We start from the raw sequence: 19,650 nt of genomic DNA on the forward strand, positions 1-19,650 counted from the left end.
TTATAAAAATAGGTTACCGAAATGAAGTTGGCTGATAGCCGGCTGAAATGCGGAATGAGTGTTTATTATCTATACAGTAAGGATTGACCATTGTGATATAAACCCGCCTATAATTTATTATTTTTAAGATAAAGATAATTTTATTTATTGGTCCCAAAGAAGTTTGTTTGGGACCAATAAATCGTATCAAGCAGATTACAGAACTGAAAAATTTATACACGATATGGATTATAAAAAATATACAGAAGCAAACAGGATTGCATGGGATGAGGTGAACCCAATACATCAGGATTTTAAAAAGGACTATAAAAGTAAATTCGCTTTAGATCATTTTAGCACTTTGGATGAGAACCTTACGGAAGTATTAAACAAAATAACATTCCAAAACAAATCGATACTTCAAGTGTGCTGTAATGACGGTGAAGAACTGATCTCATTAAAGAAAAGGAATGCCGGCAAATGTGTCGGTATCGATATCTCTGCCGAAGCGATCAATTCGGCACGTCTACTAAACGACCAACTGGGACTTGACTGTATATTTCATGTCAGTGATGTTTATGAAATGGACGAAGTTGTAAAAAACGAAGAATTTGATATCGTTTTAGTGACCGTAGGTGCCCTGGCATGGTTGCCGAGTCTTAACCCGATAATTGAAAAAATCTCAAAAACATTAGTTCCCGAAGGCTTTTTGGTTATTCAGGAGCAACATCCTTTTAGTTGGCTCATAGAGGAGGATCTGAAACTTTCGGAAAACGAAAATTATTTTAGAAAAGAACCATTGAAAGAGGAAGGCGGTCTGGATTATTTAGGAAAAACTGAATATGAAGGAAGCGCAAACTATAGTTTTAATTACACGTTCTCTGACCTATTCAATGCCATTGCAGATAATGGACTGTGCCTGTATAAATTATTTGAATATGCTAATGATATATCAAATACAAAAGAAGATCTGGAGCAAAAAGAACTTTCCTATCCGTTGTCCTATATATGCATTGCAAAAAAACACAAATCCTAATCAATGAATAAGCTATTAGACAAACTGTATACACTAAAAAAACTTATTGGAAACACTCCTTTGCATAATTTATGCACCGAGAAGAGTATTTTTATAAAAGTAGAATACTATCAACTAGGCGGTAGTATAAAGATGCGATCAGCATTTAAGGTAATAGAAGAAGCAATTCTTGATGGTTCAATCAACGAAGACACAGTTGTAATTGAGTCTACTTCGGGAAATTTTGGAATAGCGCTCGCTTTGATCTGCAAAAAACTGGACTTAAAGTTTATACCCGTTATAGATCCGTGCATTTCTTTATACAAAAAGAAAAAGCTGGAACTATTGTGCAGTCACATCGTTCAGATCACACAAAAAGACGAGACAGGTAATTATTTGCTGAACAGAATAAAATTTATCAAAAACTATCTCGAAGAAAATAAAAATTCTTTCCAGCCAAACCAATACAAAAACAAGAATTGTTACCTGGCTTATAATTCGATGATAGACGAGATTAAAGATCAAATAGAGCAAATAGACTATATTTTTATTGCGGTGAGTTCAGGAGCCACGGTCACCGGGATATCACAACATATAAAAAAGTATTTTGCAGGAATAAAAATCATAGCAGTTGATATTGAAGGCTCACTGATTTTTTCTACCATAACCAAAGAACGCAAACTACCGGGTATTGGTGCCAGTAAAACATCCGATTTTATTGCTCTGGCAGACATACACGATCATGTTATTTTAAGTGAAGAGGAAATAATAACCGGATGCCAAAAGCTTTTTCACGACTATGGCATCATGGCTGGTGCTTCCGGAGGCGCGGCTTTTTATGCCGCTTTACAAAACATTGAAAATTCTGAAAACAAACAAAATTCCCTGGTCATTATACCCGATTCCGGTGATGATTACCTGGAAATAATAGATTACAAATGCTTTCAAAAAACTTCTTATGAAATACATTAATGAACAAAATATACTGGAAATAGGCAATAACTGGAATGAAATTATTCAGGTTATAGAAGATACTGTTCTCCTGTTAGACAAAAAGGATTACGCACAGCCTATAAAACCATATCTCAGGTATAAAGATTTAAAAAACAGAATAATAGCTATGCCGGCCTATATTGGGGGCGATTATAATATTTCGGGTATAAAATGGATCGCCAGTTTTCCTGACAATATAAAAAACAACCTACCGAGAGCCAATTCAGTTATCATCCTAAACAATGCCGATACCGGTGTTCCCATATCAGTGATAAATACACCTATGGTCTCAGCCATTCGCACATCGGCAGTTACAGGAGCTGTTATAAAGAGCTATAGGGAAGCAGTAGAAATTAACGAAAAAATAAATTTTGGTATTATTGGTTTAGGACCAATTGGAAGGATGCATCTCGAGATGATTTTTACTTTGCATGAAGATATCATTGACAAAGTTTATGTCTACGATATCAATCCAATTGACGCTGAGGTGCTGCCCGAGAAATGGAAACATAAAATTGTACTCGCAAACAATTGGGAACAAGCCTATTTAAACTCAAAAATTTTTATTACCTGTACGGCCTCGTCAAAAAGATACATCAATCTTCCACCTCCAAAAGGCTCGTTGCAACTCAATGTCTCATTAAGAGATTATGAACCAAGTATTTATGATTATATCGACTGCATGATTGTTGATAATTGGAACGAAGTATGCAGAGAAAACACAGATATTGAAATGATGCACAATACAAAAGGCCTACTTGAAAAAGATGTCCTCATTATCACTGATGTCCTATCCGGAAAATTAAAGAAAAGAATAAGCGCAAACGATACCATAATGTTCTGCCCGATGGGGATGGCGATTTTTGATATCGGAATAGCAAAATATTTTTACGAATTATCGCAGGATAAGCGTATCGGACAGCTATTGTAATTTTGATATAAATCTATTGCCAAAATTGAAAGGCTAAGGCAAAAAAATGAATTGCCTCCAGCTTTAACTGGAGTTTTTTAAGAAAGACACAAAGACAAAGGCTTTAGTCGAACCCTTAAAGAGTTTGGCTAAAGCCTCTTTATTCTTAATCAATTCTTTACCTCCAGTTAAAACTGGAGGCAATTAATATAGATTCAAAAGTTCAAAAAAAGACCTTGCAATTTTGAAATAATTTGCAAAGAAGTCTTCTTGTCACACTAAATTATAACCGAAAAAAGTTTGTTTGATAGGGTAATGAAAAGGCAAATGAAGAAGTAAGAACCCAAAAACAGTTTAAGTTTAATCTGAACACAACTGTCAGGCTGAGCGGAGTCGAAGCCCCTTTTCAGTTCTATATGTCCTCGACCTCGCTGAGGGTGACATCGTGGTTATTATTAGCTAAAGTTCATTTGACTATTGCCTTAGAAAAACAAAACTCAGTCTCAAATCATAAGCCAATGCTTCCTGCTTTATGTTAAGCATTTCTCTAAAACGCTTTACGTTTCTTCCCTGATGTATTTTCTGTTCCATAACAAATATCAATTTTCTGAAGGCTCAAAGATAAAGCCATTCAGATTAAAAATCCTGAATTTCAAAGATAAAAAAATATCCTGTAAATATGCCTTTTGTCAGATATTATATCTGCTTTTTAAAAGATCATCCATGAAACAGAAAATTGATGCAATTTTGGTCTTTACAAAGCATTCATTGGTGAGGTTTATTGTTTCGCAAAATAAATTTACTAAACCTCTGCTTTGTGTCTCTACTGTATTTAAACTGGCAACTTGAATTAACTAAACAATCACCTTCTGGTTATAATTAACTCAAGATGCTGAAATAGTAGCATCTTGAGTTGTGTTTAATCCAGTTTGTTTTACTTCAATAATTATATCCAATGAGGTTTTATTTAGATTTTAACCTTGATTGTTCTTAATGATTTATATATATTAAGATTGTAAGTTGTGTTTTTATACAATACTACCCATTCATATTCTCCGGATTCCCATGCATTTTCACCAGTTATTGGATTTGCTTTGGGGGTATTATTATCATCTAAATCAGTACCTATGATAATTTCAGAATCATCAAAATATGATATGTCAAAATTTGATCCTCCATCAAGATTTGTATGCACTTTTTTTGTTAATACAATTACTTTTTTAAAATCAAGATTGTCAATATTTTCAGGATGGTAATTAGCACTTTTTTTAATCAGTAAGGAATAAAGTATTCCATCGCCCTTAGTTTTATATATAGTTGTCTCTCCACTAAATCTTTCTTTTTTATTGAAGGTTGGCATTTTTTCGTCCCATTTTATTTTGTTGATGCTATTTTTAGTAATTTGGTTATCTGACGGATCAGACCCAAAATGTGGATCAGCTGGTATGTTATCAGGATTAACTAAGATTAAATCCTCTTTAATTTCTAGCTTAGATCCATTAGTATCTAATACTATAAAATAAAAATCATACTTACCTTCCGGTGCTTCTTTAGGTATATCAAACTGTTTATCCAATATAGTGTCTTCAGGTTGGTCTGAGTATGGCCAGTTTAGTTCAAATTTCCAATCCGTAGCATATTTTTCTCCTTTTTTAGGAAGTATTTTAATTTGCACGGCAGCAATTCTATCACCAGCAGTTATATTGCTACTAATTTGAAAATCACGTCCAATCGAACCTTGATTGCTATCGTAAATACCAATATATAGTCTTTCGACAATTGGTTTAATAACTTCAGCAGTCGTTTTTATAACTTCAGTAGTTGTTTTTGTTTCTTGGGGTGCAGTATCATCATCATTACTACAAGCTGTAAATGTTGTTGCGATTAGTAAAAACATTGAAAGTAGTTTTGTTTTTCTCATAATTTTTTAATGGTTAATATTGTTTTGTTTAAGAATTTACAAGTGTTTTTTTGAAGGGAGAATAATGTCTCTATTAGTCTCAGATAACTGATTTGTAACTCAATATGCTGAAATATTAGTATCTTGAGTTGTGTTTAATCCAGTTTGTTTTACTTTAAATGATTATATCCAAAGAGGTACTATTTAGATTTTAACCTTAATAGTTCTTAATGATTTATATATATTAAGATTGTAAGTTGTATTTTTATACAATACTACCCATTCATATTCTCCGGATTCCCATGCTATTGGATTTGCATTAGGTATATTATTATCATTTAAATTGCCTATGGTAATTTCATCGAATGTATTTGTACTAATAGTTGAATTAATATCAGAGTTTTTATGCTCCTTTTTTGCAAGCACTATTACTTTTTTAAAATCCAAGTTATCAATGCTTTCAGGATGGTAATTAGCACTTTTTTTAATCAATAAGGAATAAAGTATTCCATCGCCTTTAATCTTATATATAGTAGTTCGTCCACAAAAAGGATCATTTTTTTCGAAAGTTGGTATTATTTCTTGATCCGTTCCAGCTTTTAAATTATTAAAGTTAAGTTCACTTTGGGCTGGAGTACTATTAATTTGGTTATCTGACGGATTGGACCCAAAATGTGGATCAGCAGGTATATTTGCAGGATTAACCAAGGTTAAATCTTTTTTAATTTCCAGCTTAGATCCATTAGTATCTAATACAATAAAATAAAAATCATATTTACCCTCGGGAGCTTCTTTAGGTATATCAAAGTGTTTGTGCAACATATCGTTTTTTGGTTTGGCTGCGTAAGTCCAGTTTAATTCAAATTTCCAATCGGCGGCATATTTTTCTCCTTTTTTAGGAAGTATTTTAATTTGCACGGCAGCAATTCTATCACGAGCAGTTATATTGCCACCAAGGTGAAAATCTCGTCCAATTAAGCCTTGTCTATTATCGGCAAGACCAATTTCTAGACGTTCGACAATTGGTTTTATAACTTCAGTAGTTGTTTTTGTTTCTTCGGGAGCAGTATCATCATCATTACTACAAGCTGTAAATGTTGTTGCGAATAGTAAAAACATTGAAAATAGTTTTGCTTTTTTCATAAAAGTCTTTTTTTGTTTAAAATGGTTCATATTATTTTTATTTAAGTATTAAAAAAGGAATTTTGAGGCATAGAATAATATTTCTACTAGTCTCAGGAAGCTCAACTAACCTATGAAAACTGGTATGATTGAGGTATTTCGTGTTAAACAAGTTTTGAACTTGTTTGGAAATATCTAAATTTTGACATCCTGCTTTTACTTTTGTTCCTAATGCAAGATTAAAAACCTGTCTACTGGCTGTTTTTCTTTTAGATGGAGCAATTAGATTTTGTTTAGCTTTAAAGCGATAAAGTATCTCTAAGTGACTTTATTTTGGATTGTAGGTATAACCAAATAGAGTAGAAGGATGAACCGTTACAGTTGCTCCGTCTAATGATTTGTGGGTAGTGGATACTATTTTACCTGATATATTGACGGTTTGGGATGCCGTTTTAGTAAAAAAACAAAACAAAGCACTAACAGATAAATATCTGTAATCGATTTGATTTTTTTTTGTAAAAATCAGGTATTTACTCTTAATCCTTTAATTTTCTGCCAACCTTCTTTCTCCGTCAAGCGAATAAGAAAATGACAATCTCAAGTATCAATGTTTTAGGGGATATTGATTTCTTGACTAGCATTATAACTTTTTAGCCCTTCGTGAATGCTTGCTAAATTTATATAAAGTATTGATTTTAAAGGTTTTTTAATAGGATCAGTGATACAGTAATTTACGTGTGTTTTACTTCTGAAATTATACAAGAATTGTATCATGCAAAATGATATAATTGTTGCAAAATAATGGAGTATTCGGCAGTTCTTTATATTTAAAGTAGATAAGTAAGCATTCTCATATCGAGATTGAAATGACTGATTTTAATGCTTTAAAAGGTCGGTGGTGCTCGAAGGAAAAATAAAGAACCTTTGAAGAAATTAGAATAGATTTTGAAATAAAAAGAAACATAAGAAGTTATGCTACCGTTTTTATAAAATTCAAAAGACACAAAAGAAAAAGTACTTATAGATGTAAATTTAAAATGACATATAACACATTCATCAGAAGAATGATTGTGCGTTATAAGTTCAGTTTTGCCTTCGCTGTAGTGGTAGTTGTGTTTAAGAAAATTAACATGACTTTGAATGTGTTCAGATGAATGGACTATCGGAAATAGTATTGCAAATACTACCACCAGTGGCATAAGAAGATTAATAATTTTAAATTTCTTTTTCATTCTAATGAATCAATATTTTAATAAAGCTTAAAAGAATTAAACTAATTATTTGTAGTTCAAACCCATTGTCTTAACGCAATATAGTTGCAAATATAAAAATCTTATTTATAAATGCAACATTGTTTCAATAAAAATAAAAAGAAATGATTAATTTAGGATGACAGCAGAAAAAAAATCCCTTTTATCAGATATTATATCCGCTTTTCAAATAGACTATCCTTTCGGAAGAATGCAATTTCTTAAGGGTAATTTAAATCAACGTTGCCTTACTACAAGAGGCGTTAGGTTAAATTAAGCCTTATTTTTGGATTTGCCAAACATACCAGATACAAAACCAACTTTCCATTAAACCAATTGCCCAAATACATTTATAGGAGCTGTTATAGGCAGGTTTGTCTAGTCAATCTTAAATATCGTCTTCTAATAATAGCGCATCAACTATTATTGCTTTTTGCTTTTATTACCCATAAAAAACTAATAAACCAACCAATTATCGCCCAAGCTGTCAACAAATTAAAAATAAAAGTACGTTTAAAATACATTTTGTCTCTTGCGATTATCGCAGGTATAAAATAAACACATAGAGCAAAAAAGCCAGCCATTATTTTTTCAATTGTAATTTCATTATTTTCAAAAGGAAGACTGCTTTGTTGTGTGTAACCATAATTTACTGCCAGCAGAAATCACCAAGGAAACGGTAAACAAAAATATTCATTTAAAAAGTCCAAAAAAGAGTTCCTTAAAAGTTAGAATACAAAAAAAAACAAGCCAACAAACCATATAGTCATTTCAGTTTTTGTATTTACTAAATTCCACCAATCCAACACCATTCAACTAGTAAAAACTTAAGAAAAGCATAGTTCCTCCCCGAGACAGTTATGCATCTAAAAACAGGTATATACACTGGGTTTGGTGTTTTTTTTTATGGCTATTTTTGAAAAGATATAAAACAAAAGGTGATTGTATCAATCTACTTTAATCAAGGCAGATATCCAGTATTTGTTGGGTATAGATGCAATTTACACGACAACTTATACTATTATTTAGTCATTAAAACCGGACAACAATGAATATAGAAATTAAAATTAATTGCCCTAATCCTGAAGAGGATCTTCATATTCCTTATTTGACATGGGGACCTTCCATTTGCCATATCCGAGTAAGGGGTAACACAGGCAACAAAATTCTTTATCTAAGATCAAGAAATCTGGGCATGGGCCGGGCCGTTTTTACCGATGCACAGCGAAAGACAGTTTACCCAATCACCACATTAACTTGTGAGGATGAAGCCTGGACTACTTTTTACTTAAGCGGAGATTTTGGAAATGCCAGTACTCGTGATAAAGACATTGAAATTTTGGTTTTTCAGGATGACCCAAACCAAAATCCAGATGAGGAGCCTATTGCTACTGAAGCTGTAATGGTACGAGTGAGAAAGGATGTTGAGACGCTTACTGAGGAAGAGAAAACACGGTTCATCAGAGCCTTCTCTATATTAAACCAGAAGGACGGATATGCATTTTACAAGCAGTTCACAGACATGCATATAGCGAACACGGATAATGAAATTCATTTTTACGAAAACTTTCTTCCTTGGCATCGCTTGTATCTTTTGAATCTCGAACGGGATTTACAGGAAATTGATTCTAGTGTATCTCTTCATTATTGGCGCTGGGATTTTCCTGCTCCCAATCTCTTTAGTGAAAATTTTGCCGGAAAAATTACAATTACCAAAACAGCAGATGCAGCTGTACCCATTTTTTCTCTCTCGAATCCCTGGCGAAATTGGAAACCACCTGGGTCAGCTCAACTTTTTAGATCTGCCTTCAATTGGGATTTGACGCTCAATGGAGGCTGGAATGTACTGATAGCCAGGAAGGCTCCGGAGGCCTATGCGATTAATATGGGGAAAGGAATTTACCATGACTTATATTGGGATCAGTACAGGGAACGAGGCAAAGGTAGTCCCGGATATATTTTCAGTGCGCCACATGGGGGCGGTCATATGAGTTTCAGGGGGCAGATTTCTGATATTGCAAACGCTCCCCAGGATCCGGTTTTCTTTATGTTGCACTCCAACGTAGACCGTCTGTGGGCGCTATGGCAGAATAACTGGGATCGTTTTGCCCCGGATGAGGCTGATAGTTATTCTCCACAAGGATTGAGTCCAAACCGTGATGAGGGATTCGCAGCATATTCCCAGCAAACACAATGGCCATGGAACGGAGACACAAATGCTCCCCGACCACCACAAGCACCTTATGGTGAATATCCAACCGTTAAAAAAGGATATAAGGTAGTGCCTAAACCGACTTCAGAACCTACCATCGAGGAGGTGATTGATTACAAAGGCAGGCTCGCTCCTAATAATTCCATCGGATTTGACTACGACAATGTCCCTTTTCATTTCACCGCCACTTCCTTACCTTTACTTAAAACTATGGCCGGAACTCAACATATTAGACAAATTTTAAACAAGAGTCTCGACAGTCAGCTTCGACTTGCAGCGTTGGCCTCCGTTGACGAACCTATTGGAGAACTGGACAGTCTGGCCAGAATTGTTACTGACAAAAAGGAGCCCGCAGGAGTCAGAGCAGGAGTTGCGCAACTTCTCACCAGATACCTTGGGCATACTATAGAATTCGTGAGGGTTCTTATCAGGATCCTGACAGACCTTTCTGAGCCTGCGGAATTAAGAAAGACGGTGATACTTCAAATCCGGGCGTTAACCCTTGAAGGGCCTGCATTTAAACAGTTCCGTCCCATAGTAATAGATGGCCTTAGAAAAGTTATCAGAGATAAGGATAAGCAGATTGCCCTTGAAGCCATTGATTTGCTGGCCTACCAGAAAGACGAGTGGTTACAAAGGGTGCTGATAGAGGGACTGGAAAATGCAGACAAGGCTATTGTTTCAGACGAAACTGCGGTCTATTATCTGTCTCTTGATCCTCATAATTTCCTCGATCTGTTCAGGAAGGTTGCTGAAGAATCAAGTGATGAAAAAGCCAAAATCATGGCCATCCATGCTTTGTCTTCTGATACTAGTAGTGCGGATTTTCTGCTTTCTGTTTTCGAGAATAAAGCAGAATCATCGGAAGTGCGGGAAGCAGCTGCTCATGCACTGGATGCCCAAAATCCCGAACTACTCCTTGCAAAATCAGTTGAAGCCTTTAAGGATGATGAAGAGCAGGATCATCAGCTGCTAACGGTATTGTTATCTAAACTTACCCTACAGGATCAAGATGGTCTAAACAAAATCCGTAATGACGAAGAACTTTTAAACAAAATCAGGCAGCATGCTGAACAGCCATTACGATTCAAGGCAAATGCAGAAAGCAGTGAAGCCGGACAAGATGACTTTGGAATTTTGTTGAATAGACTGAACACACTTTTATAATCCAATTTCAACAAAAGTACATTGTATTATGTTTTGGAAAAGGAAAAACAATAAAACACTGATCGCATTTGACCAGCACAGTTCTGAGGAAAGCATCGCCGCATTTGTAGATGAAGTGCGGGCAAATCCTGAATTCAGGAATCAATTGCTCCCGCTGCTGCGTGAAGGTCATGTGCTATATAAAGGAAGGGGTACACAGGAATGCATACGTCTAAGGGGGTACATTCTGGCGGCTTTTGAAGTGACCGGACTGCCACCCTCAGCTTTGATATTCGCCTTAGAAGACCTGTACAATACCCGCAGTGCCTATCTCATAGCCGGCGCTGCCAAGGCAATCCGTGGCATGGCTCATCCTCATCCGGAAGTGGTACACTATCTCCTCGAAGCAGTGGTGAACATTCGAAATATGGATGATACCGTTACGTTTCATACTTATAAACCGGCTTGGCCTGTTACAAATTTCAGTACCGGCCTGCGCGAAGTTTTCAAAACTTTTGCCTGGCTGGGTGCTTATGCGCAAGAGGCGATTCCGCAGTTAAAAAAATATGCGGAGGACTCGGCCTTTCAGGACGAAGTGCTTGCCGAAATAAAACGGGCGATTGAAGCGATTGAAAGCGACCCGCGTGTAGTGGATTTCTCCTGTTGCGGGCCTTCACCAAAATTGGCAGGAAGGAAAGAAAAAGTGCAGGGGAGTAGCAAGTTGAACCCGCTGTTAAAAAACATCGTGTTGGAAGACCAGAACGGAGCCAAGATTCCGTTCTCTTCCTTTTTCTATGGCAAGCCAACAGTGGTTAGTTTTTTCTACACCCGTTGCATAGCGATCAACAAATGTTCGCTGACGGTGGGCAATACTGGGAGACTTGCAAAAGCGCTCTGTGAAATAAATCTTCAGGACAAAGTAAATGTGGCGCTCATCACTTACGATCCGGTCTATGATCTTCCTAAACGAATCAAGGTTTATGCGGAAACCCGCCGTTGCGAATTTTCAGATTCGTTTAAAGCCTTTCGGGTATCGCCTGAAGATTATGAATTACTGAAGGAACATTTTAGCTTGGAGGTCGGTTATTCCACCTCAATTGTAAACCAGCACCAGGTAGAGACTTACCTTCTGGATTATAAGGGTAGAATCCGAAATTCTTTGATCAGGATTCAATGGAGCGAGGATGAAATCAAGGATAAAATAGTAAGACTGATAAAAGAGATACCGAGCGGCAAGGGGAGTCAGATTACAAAAGCAGTTTCCGAAAATCTCAGAACCTTAGTCTTTCCTTTGCTTATTGCAGTATTTCCAAAGTGCCCCCTCTGCTGGGCTGCTTACATGAGTGCCTTTGGAATTGCCAGCATGAAAGACATTCCTTATTCTCCTTGGCTGGTTCCGTTGTTCGCACTTGGGATCGGAGTAAATCTCTGGTTTCTTTATCGTGCCCGAAATAAACGCAATGGATTGACGCCGTTTTGGGTCAGTGGTCTCGGTGCAGCTTCACTGCTTATCTGTGTTCTATGGCTGAATCTAAGAACAGGCGTGTATGTGGGTATAGTACTCATTTTGTTAGGCTCCATTCTTAACAGCCTGCCCTTTGCATGGTTTCAGCGATTGCGGGGTTGGGTGGAAAATCTTCTCGAACGGGTGATTGCGAAGAAGAAACCAAGGCTGAAAACAACTTCTTAGGTTTCTCTATTGTAAATAGTATTGTGTCGGACTGTTTAAAAAACGAAAAGACCGGAAGACTAATTGTTAAACTTAGAATTTGGATCTAATTAGCTAATCTTAAATAGGTTATTTTTTATTTATAATGTTTGTACATGAATTTAAAAATGCTGTGGAGTATCTGTAAGAATTTGGCTGAATTAAAAAGCTGATAATATGCCTATACCATATAAGGTAATTGCATCGAATTTTGTTTATTTGTATCCTTTAAATAATTTGGGAAGACTTTTTCTTAGTCTTTTACAGTAGGATAACAATAATAAAAATCAGTATAAATCAGAAACTATGAAATTACTCTACTCAATCCTTTTTTTTGCGCTTTTACCATTTACAAACTGTTTCGGTGCTTCACAGCAAAGTGACCCAATTCCTGAATACGAAACTTTTATTGTTAAATCCAAACAAGTTGAGGAGGATAGAGTTATCAATGTTTGGACACCCGAGGGGTATAAAACAAATTCAAAGCCTTTGCCTGTACTTTATATGGCTGACGGTGGGATAAAAGAAGACTTTCCGCATGTTGCTAATACTTTGGCTCAACTTATCAAAGAGCAAAAAATAAAACCACTTATTCTTGTTGGTATAGAAAACACACAAAGAAGAAGAGATTTGACAGGATTTACAGAAGTGGCAGAAGATAAAGAAATAGCTCCTGTTGTAGGCGGTTCAGAAAAATTCAGGTCATTTATCAGAGAAGAACTTTTCCCCGAAATTGATAAACGATACAGAACAACAACCGAAAAAAGCATACTCGGCGAGTCTCTATCCGGGCTTTTTGTTATGGAAACCTTTTTTCTGACACCTGAAATGTTTGACAATTACATTGCCTTTGATCCTTCTTTTTGGTGGAATAATAACTATTTGGTGAGAACAGCAAAAGAACATTTGGTAAAATTTCCGAAAACAAAAAAACGACTTTGGTTTGCAAGCTCAGACGTAAAAGAAATTTCGCTTTATAGCAAGGAATTAGCAGCAGTTTTAAAAAATGAAAACCTGAAATCCTTAAAATGGAACTATTCTGATGAGCCAAAAGAGAATCACAGCACCATTTTCAGGGCAACAAAAGAAAAAGCGCTAATCTGGGCATTAAATAGAACTAAATAATTTTTTAGACAGTCTTTCAATTAATGCAAGCGTATAGAATATGAAGCTAATTATTGGACGCAACTAATAAATTCTTTATCAATAAATCACAATCAAATGAAGTATTTTTTAAAAAATGGTTTTATCTTAATTCTTCCATTAATTCTTTTAGAATTTATTAGGAGAGTATTCTTTGAAAATGTAGATACAAAATATTTTATAGTACCCTATCTTAGTTTCTTTCTTATTTTTTTTGCGTATAAAGCGTTTATAAAACTAAAAAAATGATAGTTTATAGGTAGTATCAGATTAGGTGTTGTACATATCAGCAATTTAATTAATAGAAAGAGAACATAAATTTGTAATTTTTGAATACTAAAAGAGATGACCTACAGGTCGTCTCTTCTGTTTTTTAATATTTCAAAAAGCCTTAAAATACTTTTGTTGTACCTTAGTGTATCAAATTAAGTCTACTTCCCGATGCAAAAATTAGCAAAAATATTCCCCAATAATTCATCATTAGAGACCTGACCTGTAATAAGCCCAAATTGGTACAAAGCTTCGCGGATATCAAGTGCCATAAGGTCGCTTGAAAGCCCTGTCTCAAGACCAAATTTTACTTTTTGTATCTCATCTAAAGCTTTTAACAGGGAATCGTAATGTCTTGTATTCGTAACGATTGTTTCGTTATTTCTTAGGGCACCGGTATTTACAAAAGATAACAATTCATTCTTTAAATCATCAACGCCGATTTTCTCTTTTGCAGAAATTAATAAAAGTTTGGCATTTAGATTATCAAGTTTATCGGTGATGTTTGAAACTTCATCTGCAGATAAAATGTCCCTTTTATTAACGACAATTAACAAAGGTTTTAAAGGATATTTATTTTTGATTTGTTCGATTTCAGAGACAAATTCAGAACTCGAAACCTGAAACTTTAAACCGTCAAAAAGATAGATTACCACCTGCGCTTGTTCTATTTTTTCAAATGTCTTTTTGATTCCGATGCTTTCTACCACATCTTTTGTTTCGCGAATTCCGGCTGTATCGATGAATCTAAATCCGATTCCGCCAATTACCAATTCGTCTTCGATGGTATCACGCGTGGTTCCGGCAATGTCCGAAACGATAGCGCGTTCTTCGTTTAATAATGCATTTAGTAAAGTCGATTTACCAACGTTTGGCTCTCCGACAATTGCTACCGGAATTCCGTTTTTGATGACATTTCCAACAGCAAAAGAATCGATCAGGCGTTTTAAAACAAACTCAATTCGATTCAATAATTCATGAAACTGACTTCTGTCGGCAAATTCTACATCTTCCTCAGCAAAGTCTAATTCCAATTCAATTAAAGAAGCGAAGTTTAAGAGTTCTTCGCGTAATTTGGCTATTTCATTGCTAAAACCACCACGCATTTGCTGCATGGCAATTTGATGTGAAGCTTCGTTATCTGATGAAATCAAATCAGCAACAGCTTCTGCTTGCGATAAATCTAGTTTACCGTTTAGGAAAGCTCTAAGTGTAAACTCTCCTGCATCGGCCATACGACAGCCTTTTCGCAATAATAGTTGAATAATTTGCTGCTGAATATAAGTAGATCCGTGACAGGAAATTTCTATAGTGTTTTCGCCGGTATACGAGTTAGGTCCTTTAAAAACAGAAACCAAAACTTCATCAAGCGTTTTTGATTCGTCAACAATATGACCTAAATGTAAGGTATGTGTTTTTTGCTTTGTTAAATCCTTGTTTTTGATGGATTTAAAAACGCTGTTTCCGATCGTAATAGCATCGGAACCTGAAATTCGAATGATGGCGATTGCTCCGGCTCCTGAAGGGGTAGCCAATGCAACTATAGAATCTTGATTTATCATGGTGCAAAGGTATAAAAAAAGCCTCAAAATTGCGAACCGCTACTTTGTCGTCAATAGCGTATTTGTTGCCTGGTTTTATTTTTTGTAAGTTTTCTGTAAATTGTTAAATTACTGATAATTGTCAGGTTGTTTTCTTTTTAGAATGATTAAATTTGAGAATACAACTTCTTAAACTCAAACAAAATGAAAAAGATACTATTTCCCACCGATTTTTCTGAGGCCGCAACAAATGCTTTTGTTCATGCCTTAGAGTTTGCTAAAATTGTAAATGCCGAGCTTATTTTGTTGCATACTTTTGAGATTCCGGTTTATGACAGTCAATTTTTTCCTGAAAATTACGCAGCGATCTATAGTTCGGTTGAGTTGGCAAAATTTGAAATGTTTAAGAACGAAATCCCAAAACTAAGAGCTATAGCTGAAGAACGAAAATTAGGTCACATCGTAATTAAACATCGTTTAATGGATGGTGATTTGCTTTATAATCTTAAGAATGCAGTTAAAGAAGATAATGTCGATTTTGTAATCATGGGCACGTCAGGAGCGTCTGACTGGACAAAATTTTTCCTGGGCTCCAATACCAGTTCTGTAATCTCAGGGGTAGAAGTTCCGGTTTTATGTGTGCCTGTTGATGCTAAGTTTAAAAAGATTAAAATAATCGGATTTACAACCCGTTATCGAGAGAAAGATAAAAAAGAGTTGAGAAAAGTGCTGGAAATTGCGAAGAAAACAAATGCTAAAGTCAAAAGTTTATACGTGCGAACTTCAAATTCTGATGTCGCTGACACTACTGTGAAAGAGTGGGAGAAAGAGTTTGCAAAGGAGAATGTAGATTTTTTAGTTTTACCCTGTGATGAAGTAAAAGAAACGATTCTGGATTTTGTACTTTACAAAGAAGTCGATATTCTTTCCATGATCACGCACAAACGTTCTTTTTTCGAAAGCCTTTTTGACTCCAGTTTCACTAAAAAACTAACAAAGCAAGTGCCTGTGCCGGTTTTAATTATGCATGAAGATTAAATTTATAATGTATACTGTAAAATGTATACTGTAAAATGCATATTGTAAAATGTGAAAAGTAATACGTTTTGTTTAATTGATTTACTCTCTTGAATTGTATAAATATATAGCTGTGTCAGATCTTTGAAATACAGTAATATATGTTTGAAATCTATCGCTTCGCTTAAAGGTAATAAAAATCATTAATCAAGGCATCTGTCCTTTTAGACTAGCATATCACATTATACATTTTACATTTTACAGTATACATTTCACAGTATACATTTCACAACTAGTGACTAGTAACTTAAATTATAAGCATGAATTTTACTTGTAGAAAAGAGTGAAAAAAGAAAAACGCAAGCTTTAGCACATAGTTAAACTATGAGATCTTCGACTTCGCTCAGACTGACAATTGAAATTTTAAATAAGTGAAACGCCTTTTCGCATTGTAAAAACGATGTTCCTATGTGCTAAAAAAATAATCGCACCCAACAAGTCAAATTAGTATAAATTTAGAGAGTTTATTTTGTTGTGTAAAACCTATATTTGTATTCCATCAAATAAACAAAATGAATTCATATCAAGAAAAAGTAATTCAGTATTCTGAACTTTTAAAAAAAATCAATAAAAGATACAACAGTATTAGTATTTCACGCCTTTTAAGCATTTTTCTCTGCCTGTTTTTATTGTTTTATTACATCAAAACAAATGAGATTGGGTATGCCGCTTTTGCTTTTCTGTCTTTTGTTGGTTTTATTTTTTTGATGAGAATCCATTCCAGGTTATCTTTTGAAAGGGAGCTTGTGACTGCCATTTTGAAGATTAATGAAAATGAAATCGCATTTTTAAAAAGAGAAAAACTTCCTTTTGAAAATGGAATAGAATTCAATGATTTTCACCACCCTTACGCATACGATCTGGATATTTTTGGAGAACACTCTTTGTTCCAAAGCTTAAACAGAACTGCCACTTTCACAGGAAAAAAAACACTAGCCAGTCAGTTATTGGATATACTTCCTAATGCGGTTATTTTAGAGAATCAGGAAGCGATTAATGAACTAAAAGCAAAGATCGACTGGAGACAGGATTTTTTAGCTTTGGCAACGATAAGCAATGATTCTAAAAGTTCGTACGATTCTATAATGCATTGGAATGGAGCTAAAAATAACAAGCTAAAGAAAGTTACGATTGCCCTGTCTATACTAATGCCAACTCTGTTTTTTGGGTTTTTAGTAGCCTATCTTTTTACTTCAAAAACCATGTTGTTGTCTTATATGACTTATGTTTTTATTGCTAATCTGGTTATTTTAGGACAGAATTTTAAAAGAATTCAATCTGAAATTGCGAAGGCAGATAACGTTGATAAAATAATCAAACAATATAGTTTATTAGTAGCTAAGATCGAAACCGAAACTTTTCAATCTAAAAAGTTAATTGACCTACAGCAGCTGCTTGTTTCCAGAAATGCAAAAGCCAGTACACATCTAAAAGAATTGTCTGAACTGTTCTCCAGAATGGACACCATTAATAATTTTGTGACGTCAATTGTATTTAATGGTACATTTTTGTTTAACCTGCATGTTTTAAAGTCACTTTTAAAATGGAAAGAGAATTATGCGCCGGAACTCGAAAAGTGGATTTCGATTATAGGAGAATTTGAAGCTTTAAACAGTTTGGCTAACCTGGCTTATAATAACCCTGATTTTGTGTTCCCTGAAATAAATTCCGATTTTAAAATTGGATTTAAGGATTTGGCGCACCCATTACTGAATCCGATAAGCAGAGTAGGGAATGACACACATTTCTATCCCGAATCGTTTGTGATTCTTACGGGGTCAAACATGTCCGGAAAAAGTACTTTTTTAAGAAGCTTGGGAGTTAATATGGTTTTGGGCGGAATTGGTTCTGTAGTTTGCGCCACAGCGGCTAACATTCATCCGTTACCTGTTTTGGTTTCGATGCGCCTATCAGATTCTTTATCGGATAGTGAATCTTACTTCTTTGCTGAAATTAAACGTTTAAAACAAATTATGGATGCTCTTGAAGAAAAACCGGCTTTCGTTTTACTGGATGAAATTCTAAGGGGAACCAATTCCGATGACAAACGTAACGGAACAATTGAAGTCGTAAAAAAGATAATTGCCAAAAAAGCAATCGGAGCCATCGCCACACACGATATAGAAGTCTGCTTAACAACAAACGAGTATCCGGAAACTCTAACCAACCAATGTTTCGAAGTCGAAATTCAAAATAACGAACTGCATTTTGATTATAAACTTCGCAACGGAATTTGTAAAAATAAAAGCGCTACTTTTCTAATGCAGAAAATGGGAGTTATCTAAGGATTTTAGATTGTCCGTTCCAAATGCCATTTCGACGCAGGAGAAATCACACCAGTAATTCCACAAAGTTGAGCGATCTAGATTGTTCGTTACAAATGTCATTTCGACGCAGGAGAAATCGCATCAGTAATTCCGCAACGTTAAGTGATCTAGATTGTCGAGCTTCTTGTGCGATCCTTCCTTCGTCAGGATGACATACTGGGCGGGTATTTTGCTTCGCAATCCAAAATCACACAGATCAAGGAAATCTAAAATTACGTCCAATACAAAAATCTACAATCTACAATCAACAATCTAAAATCAACACTCTAAAATTTACTTCTGCAACTCCTTAATCGTCTGTACAAAAGCCTCTACCGGTTGCGCACCTGATACGGCAAATTTTCGATCAAAAGCGAAAAAAGGAACACCTTTTATACCAAATTGCTGTGCTTCAATAATATCGGTATGTACATTATGTAAAAACAGTTTATCGTTTTCCAGCACTTCCAATACTTCATTCGATGGAAGACCGGCTTTTTCGGCTAGTTCGATTAAGGTAGGATTGTCATTTAAATCTTTTCCTTCTGTAAAATAAGCTTTAAAGAAAATTTCCTCCATTTCTCCACCCAGATTCTTGGTTTTAGCTAAATGAACAATTCGGTGCGGCGTCAAAGAATTGGCCACGATAGCCTTGTCAAAATGGTAGTCTAAGCCAACAGTCTTTGCACGTTCTGTGACGTCTTTATGCATTTCTATTGATTGCTCAACGGAAATACCTTTTTGTTCAGCCAGATAGCTAAAAACATCTTGACCTGATTGTAGCGGAGTACTGGGATCAAGTTGAAAACTTTTCCATTCAATTTCAAATTTTTCATTAGGAAATTCAGCCAAAGCAGTTTCCAATTGTCTTTTCCCGATATAACAAAACGGACACATCATGTCCGACCAGATTTCTATTTTCATAAAAACAAATTTAAAGAAATATTTCTAGAAGTAAAATGGGGTGATGTGAAAAATGTAAAAAAGTAATTTGTGAATTGTAGATTGTAAAATGTAGATTGTAAAATGTAAGATGTAAGATGTAGATTGTGAAAAGCAATTTGGAAAAAGTAATTAC

The 19,650-nt window shown here is 35.2% G+C and carries 13 protein-coding genes and 1 pseudogene; 8 read left to right on the forward strand and 6 right to left on the reverse strand.

The genetic code is table 11. The features are described 5' to 3' along the window. The first annotated feature begins 223 nt into the window (after nucleotides 1-223). Genes G3A47_RS12950 through G3A47_RS12960 form a run of 3 tightly spaced genes read left to right on the forward strand, consistent with a single transcriptional unit; the run spans nucleotide 224 to nucleotide 2,918 of the window. Nucleotides 224-1,015 (forward strand): class I SAM-dependent methyltransferase, encoded by a 792-nt coding sequence (locus G3A47_RS12950; RefSeq protein WP_166922952.1) that lies wholly within the window; start codon nucleotides 224-226, stop codon nucleotides 1,013-1,015. 3 nt (nucleotides 1,016-1,018) lie between these two features. Further along, entirely contained in the window at nucleotides 1,019-1,966 is a 948-nt protein-coding gene (locus G3A47_RS12955; RefSeq protein ID WP_166922954.1) for a pyridoxal-phosphate dependent enzyme, read from the forward strand. Then, the gene (locus G3A47_RS12960) at nucleotides 1,953-2,918 is read left to right on the forward strand and encodes a 2,3-diaminopropionate biosynthesis protein SbnB (protein ID WP_166922956.1); all 966 of its coding nucleotides are present in this window, start codon (nucleotides 1,953-1,955) and stop codon (nucleotides 2,916-2,918) included. The genes G3A47_RS12955 and G3A47_RS12960 overlap by 14 nt, the downstream gene beginning before the upstream one ends. A 483-nt stretch (nucleotides 2,919-3,401) precedes the next feature. Here the strand turns inward: G3A47_RS12960 and G3A47_RS12965 are convergent. The 4 genes and pseudogenes from G3A47_RS12965 to G3A47_RS24010 all read right to left on the reverse strand — a co-directional run. Beyond that, nucleotides 3,402-3,488, reverse strand: a pseudogene (locus G3A47_RS12965) (XRE family transcriptional regulator); the annotation flags it as partial. 376 nt (nucleotides 3,489-3,864) lie between these two features. Then, on the reverse strand, nucleotides 3,865-4,818 hold the full coding sequence (locus G3A47_RS12970; protein WP_166922958.1) for a DUF4625 domain-containing protein: 954 nt from the start codon (nucleotides 4,816-4,818) through the stop codon (nucleotides 3,865-3,867). A 183-nt stretch (nucleotides 4,819-5,001) separates the two neighbouring features. Beyond that, a complete protein-coding gene (locus G3A47_RS12975; RefSeq protein ID WP_166922960.1) occupies nucleotides 5,002-5,940 on the reverse strand; it encodes a DUF4625 domain-containing protein in 939 nt (312 codons plus the stop codon). A gap of 1,645 nt (nucleotides 5,941-7,585) precedes the next feature. Then, a complete protein-coding gene (locus tag G3A47_RS24010) occupies nucleotides 7,586-7,753 on the reverse strand; it encodes a superinfection immunity protein (RefSeq protein WP_166922962.1) in 168 nt (55 codons plus the stop codon). A 464-nt stretch (nucleotides 7,754-8,217) separates the two neighbouring features. Between G3A47_RS24010 and G3A47_RS12985 the strand changes: the two genes are divergently transcribed. The 3 genes from G3A47_RS12985 to G3A47_RS12995 all read left to right on the forward strand — a co-directional run bounded on the left by G3A47_RS12985 (nucleotide 8,218) and on the right by G3A47_RS12995 (nucleotide 13,360). Next, a complete protein-coding gene (locus G3A47_RS12985) occupies nucleotides 8,218-10,548 on the forward strand; it encodes a tyrosinase family protein (RefSeq protein WP_166922964.1) in 2,331 nt (776 codons plus the stop codon). Between the two features lie 28 nt (nucleotides 10,549-10,576). Next, nucleotides 10,577-12,217: an SCO family protein gene (locus G3A47_RS12990; protein ID WP_166922966.1), complete on the forward strand. Its 1,641-nt coding sequence runs from the start codon at nucleotides 10,577-10,579 to the stop codon at nucleotides 12,215-12,217. 324 nt (nucleotides 12,218-12,541) lie between these two features. After that, nucleotides 12,542-13,360, forward strand: coding sequence for an alpha/beta hydrolase (locus tag G3A47_RS12995; RefSeq protein ID WP_166922967.1), 819 nt, complete (start codon nucleotides 12,542-12,544; stop codon nucleotides 13,358-13,360). Between the two features lie 449 nt (nucleotides 13,361-13,809). On the opposite strand, the gene mnmE is transcribed toward G3A47_RS12995, so the two are convergent. Further along, entirely contained in the window at nucleotides 13,810-15,210 is a 1,401-nt protein-coding gene (gene mnmE, locus G3A47_RS13000; RefSeq protein WP_166922969.1) for a tRNA uridine-5-carboxymethylaminomethyl(34) synthesis GTPase MnmE, read from the reverse strand. A gap of 183 nt (nucleotides 15,211-15,393) precedes the next feature. Between mnmE and G3A47_RS13005 the strand changes: the two genes are divergently transcribed. Both G3A47_RS13005 and G3A47_RS13010 read left to right on the forward strand, forming a co-directional pair. Next, nucleotides 15,394-16,227 (forward strand): universal stress protein, encoded by an 834-nt coding sequence (locus G3A47_RS13005; protein ID WP_166922971.1) that lies wholly within the window; start codon nucleotides 15,394-15,396, stop codon nucleotides 16,225-16,227. A 551-nt stretch (nucleotides 16,228-16,778) separates the two neighbouring features. Then, nucleotides 16,779-18,551 (forward strand): MutS-related protein, encoded by a 1,773-nt coding sequence (locus tag G3A47_RS13010; RefSeq protein WP_166922973.1) that lies wholly within the window; start codon nucleotides 16,779-16,781, stop codon nucleotides 18,549-18,551. A gap of 315 nt (nucleotides 18,552-18,866) precedes the next feature. On the opposite strand, the gene G3A47_RS13015 is transcribed toward G3A47_RS13010, so the two are convergent. Then, entirely contained in the window at nucleotides 18,867-19,496 is a 630-nt protein-coding gene (locus G3A47_RS13015) for a DsbA family oxidoreductase (protein WP_166922975.1), read from the reverse strand. Between the last annotated feature and the right edge of the window lie 154 nt (nucleotides 19,497-19,650).

Origin of the sequence: Flavobacterium poyangense (assembly GCF_011751075.1) — a bacterium.
Classification (GTDB): domain Bacteria; phylum Bacteroidota; class Bacteroidia; order Flavobacteriales; family Flavobacteriaceae; genus Flavobacterium; species Flavobacterium poyangense.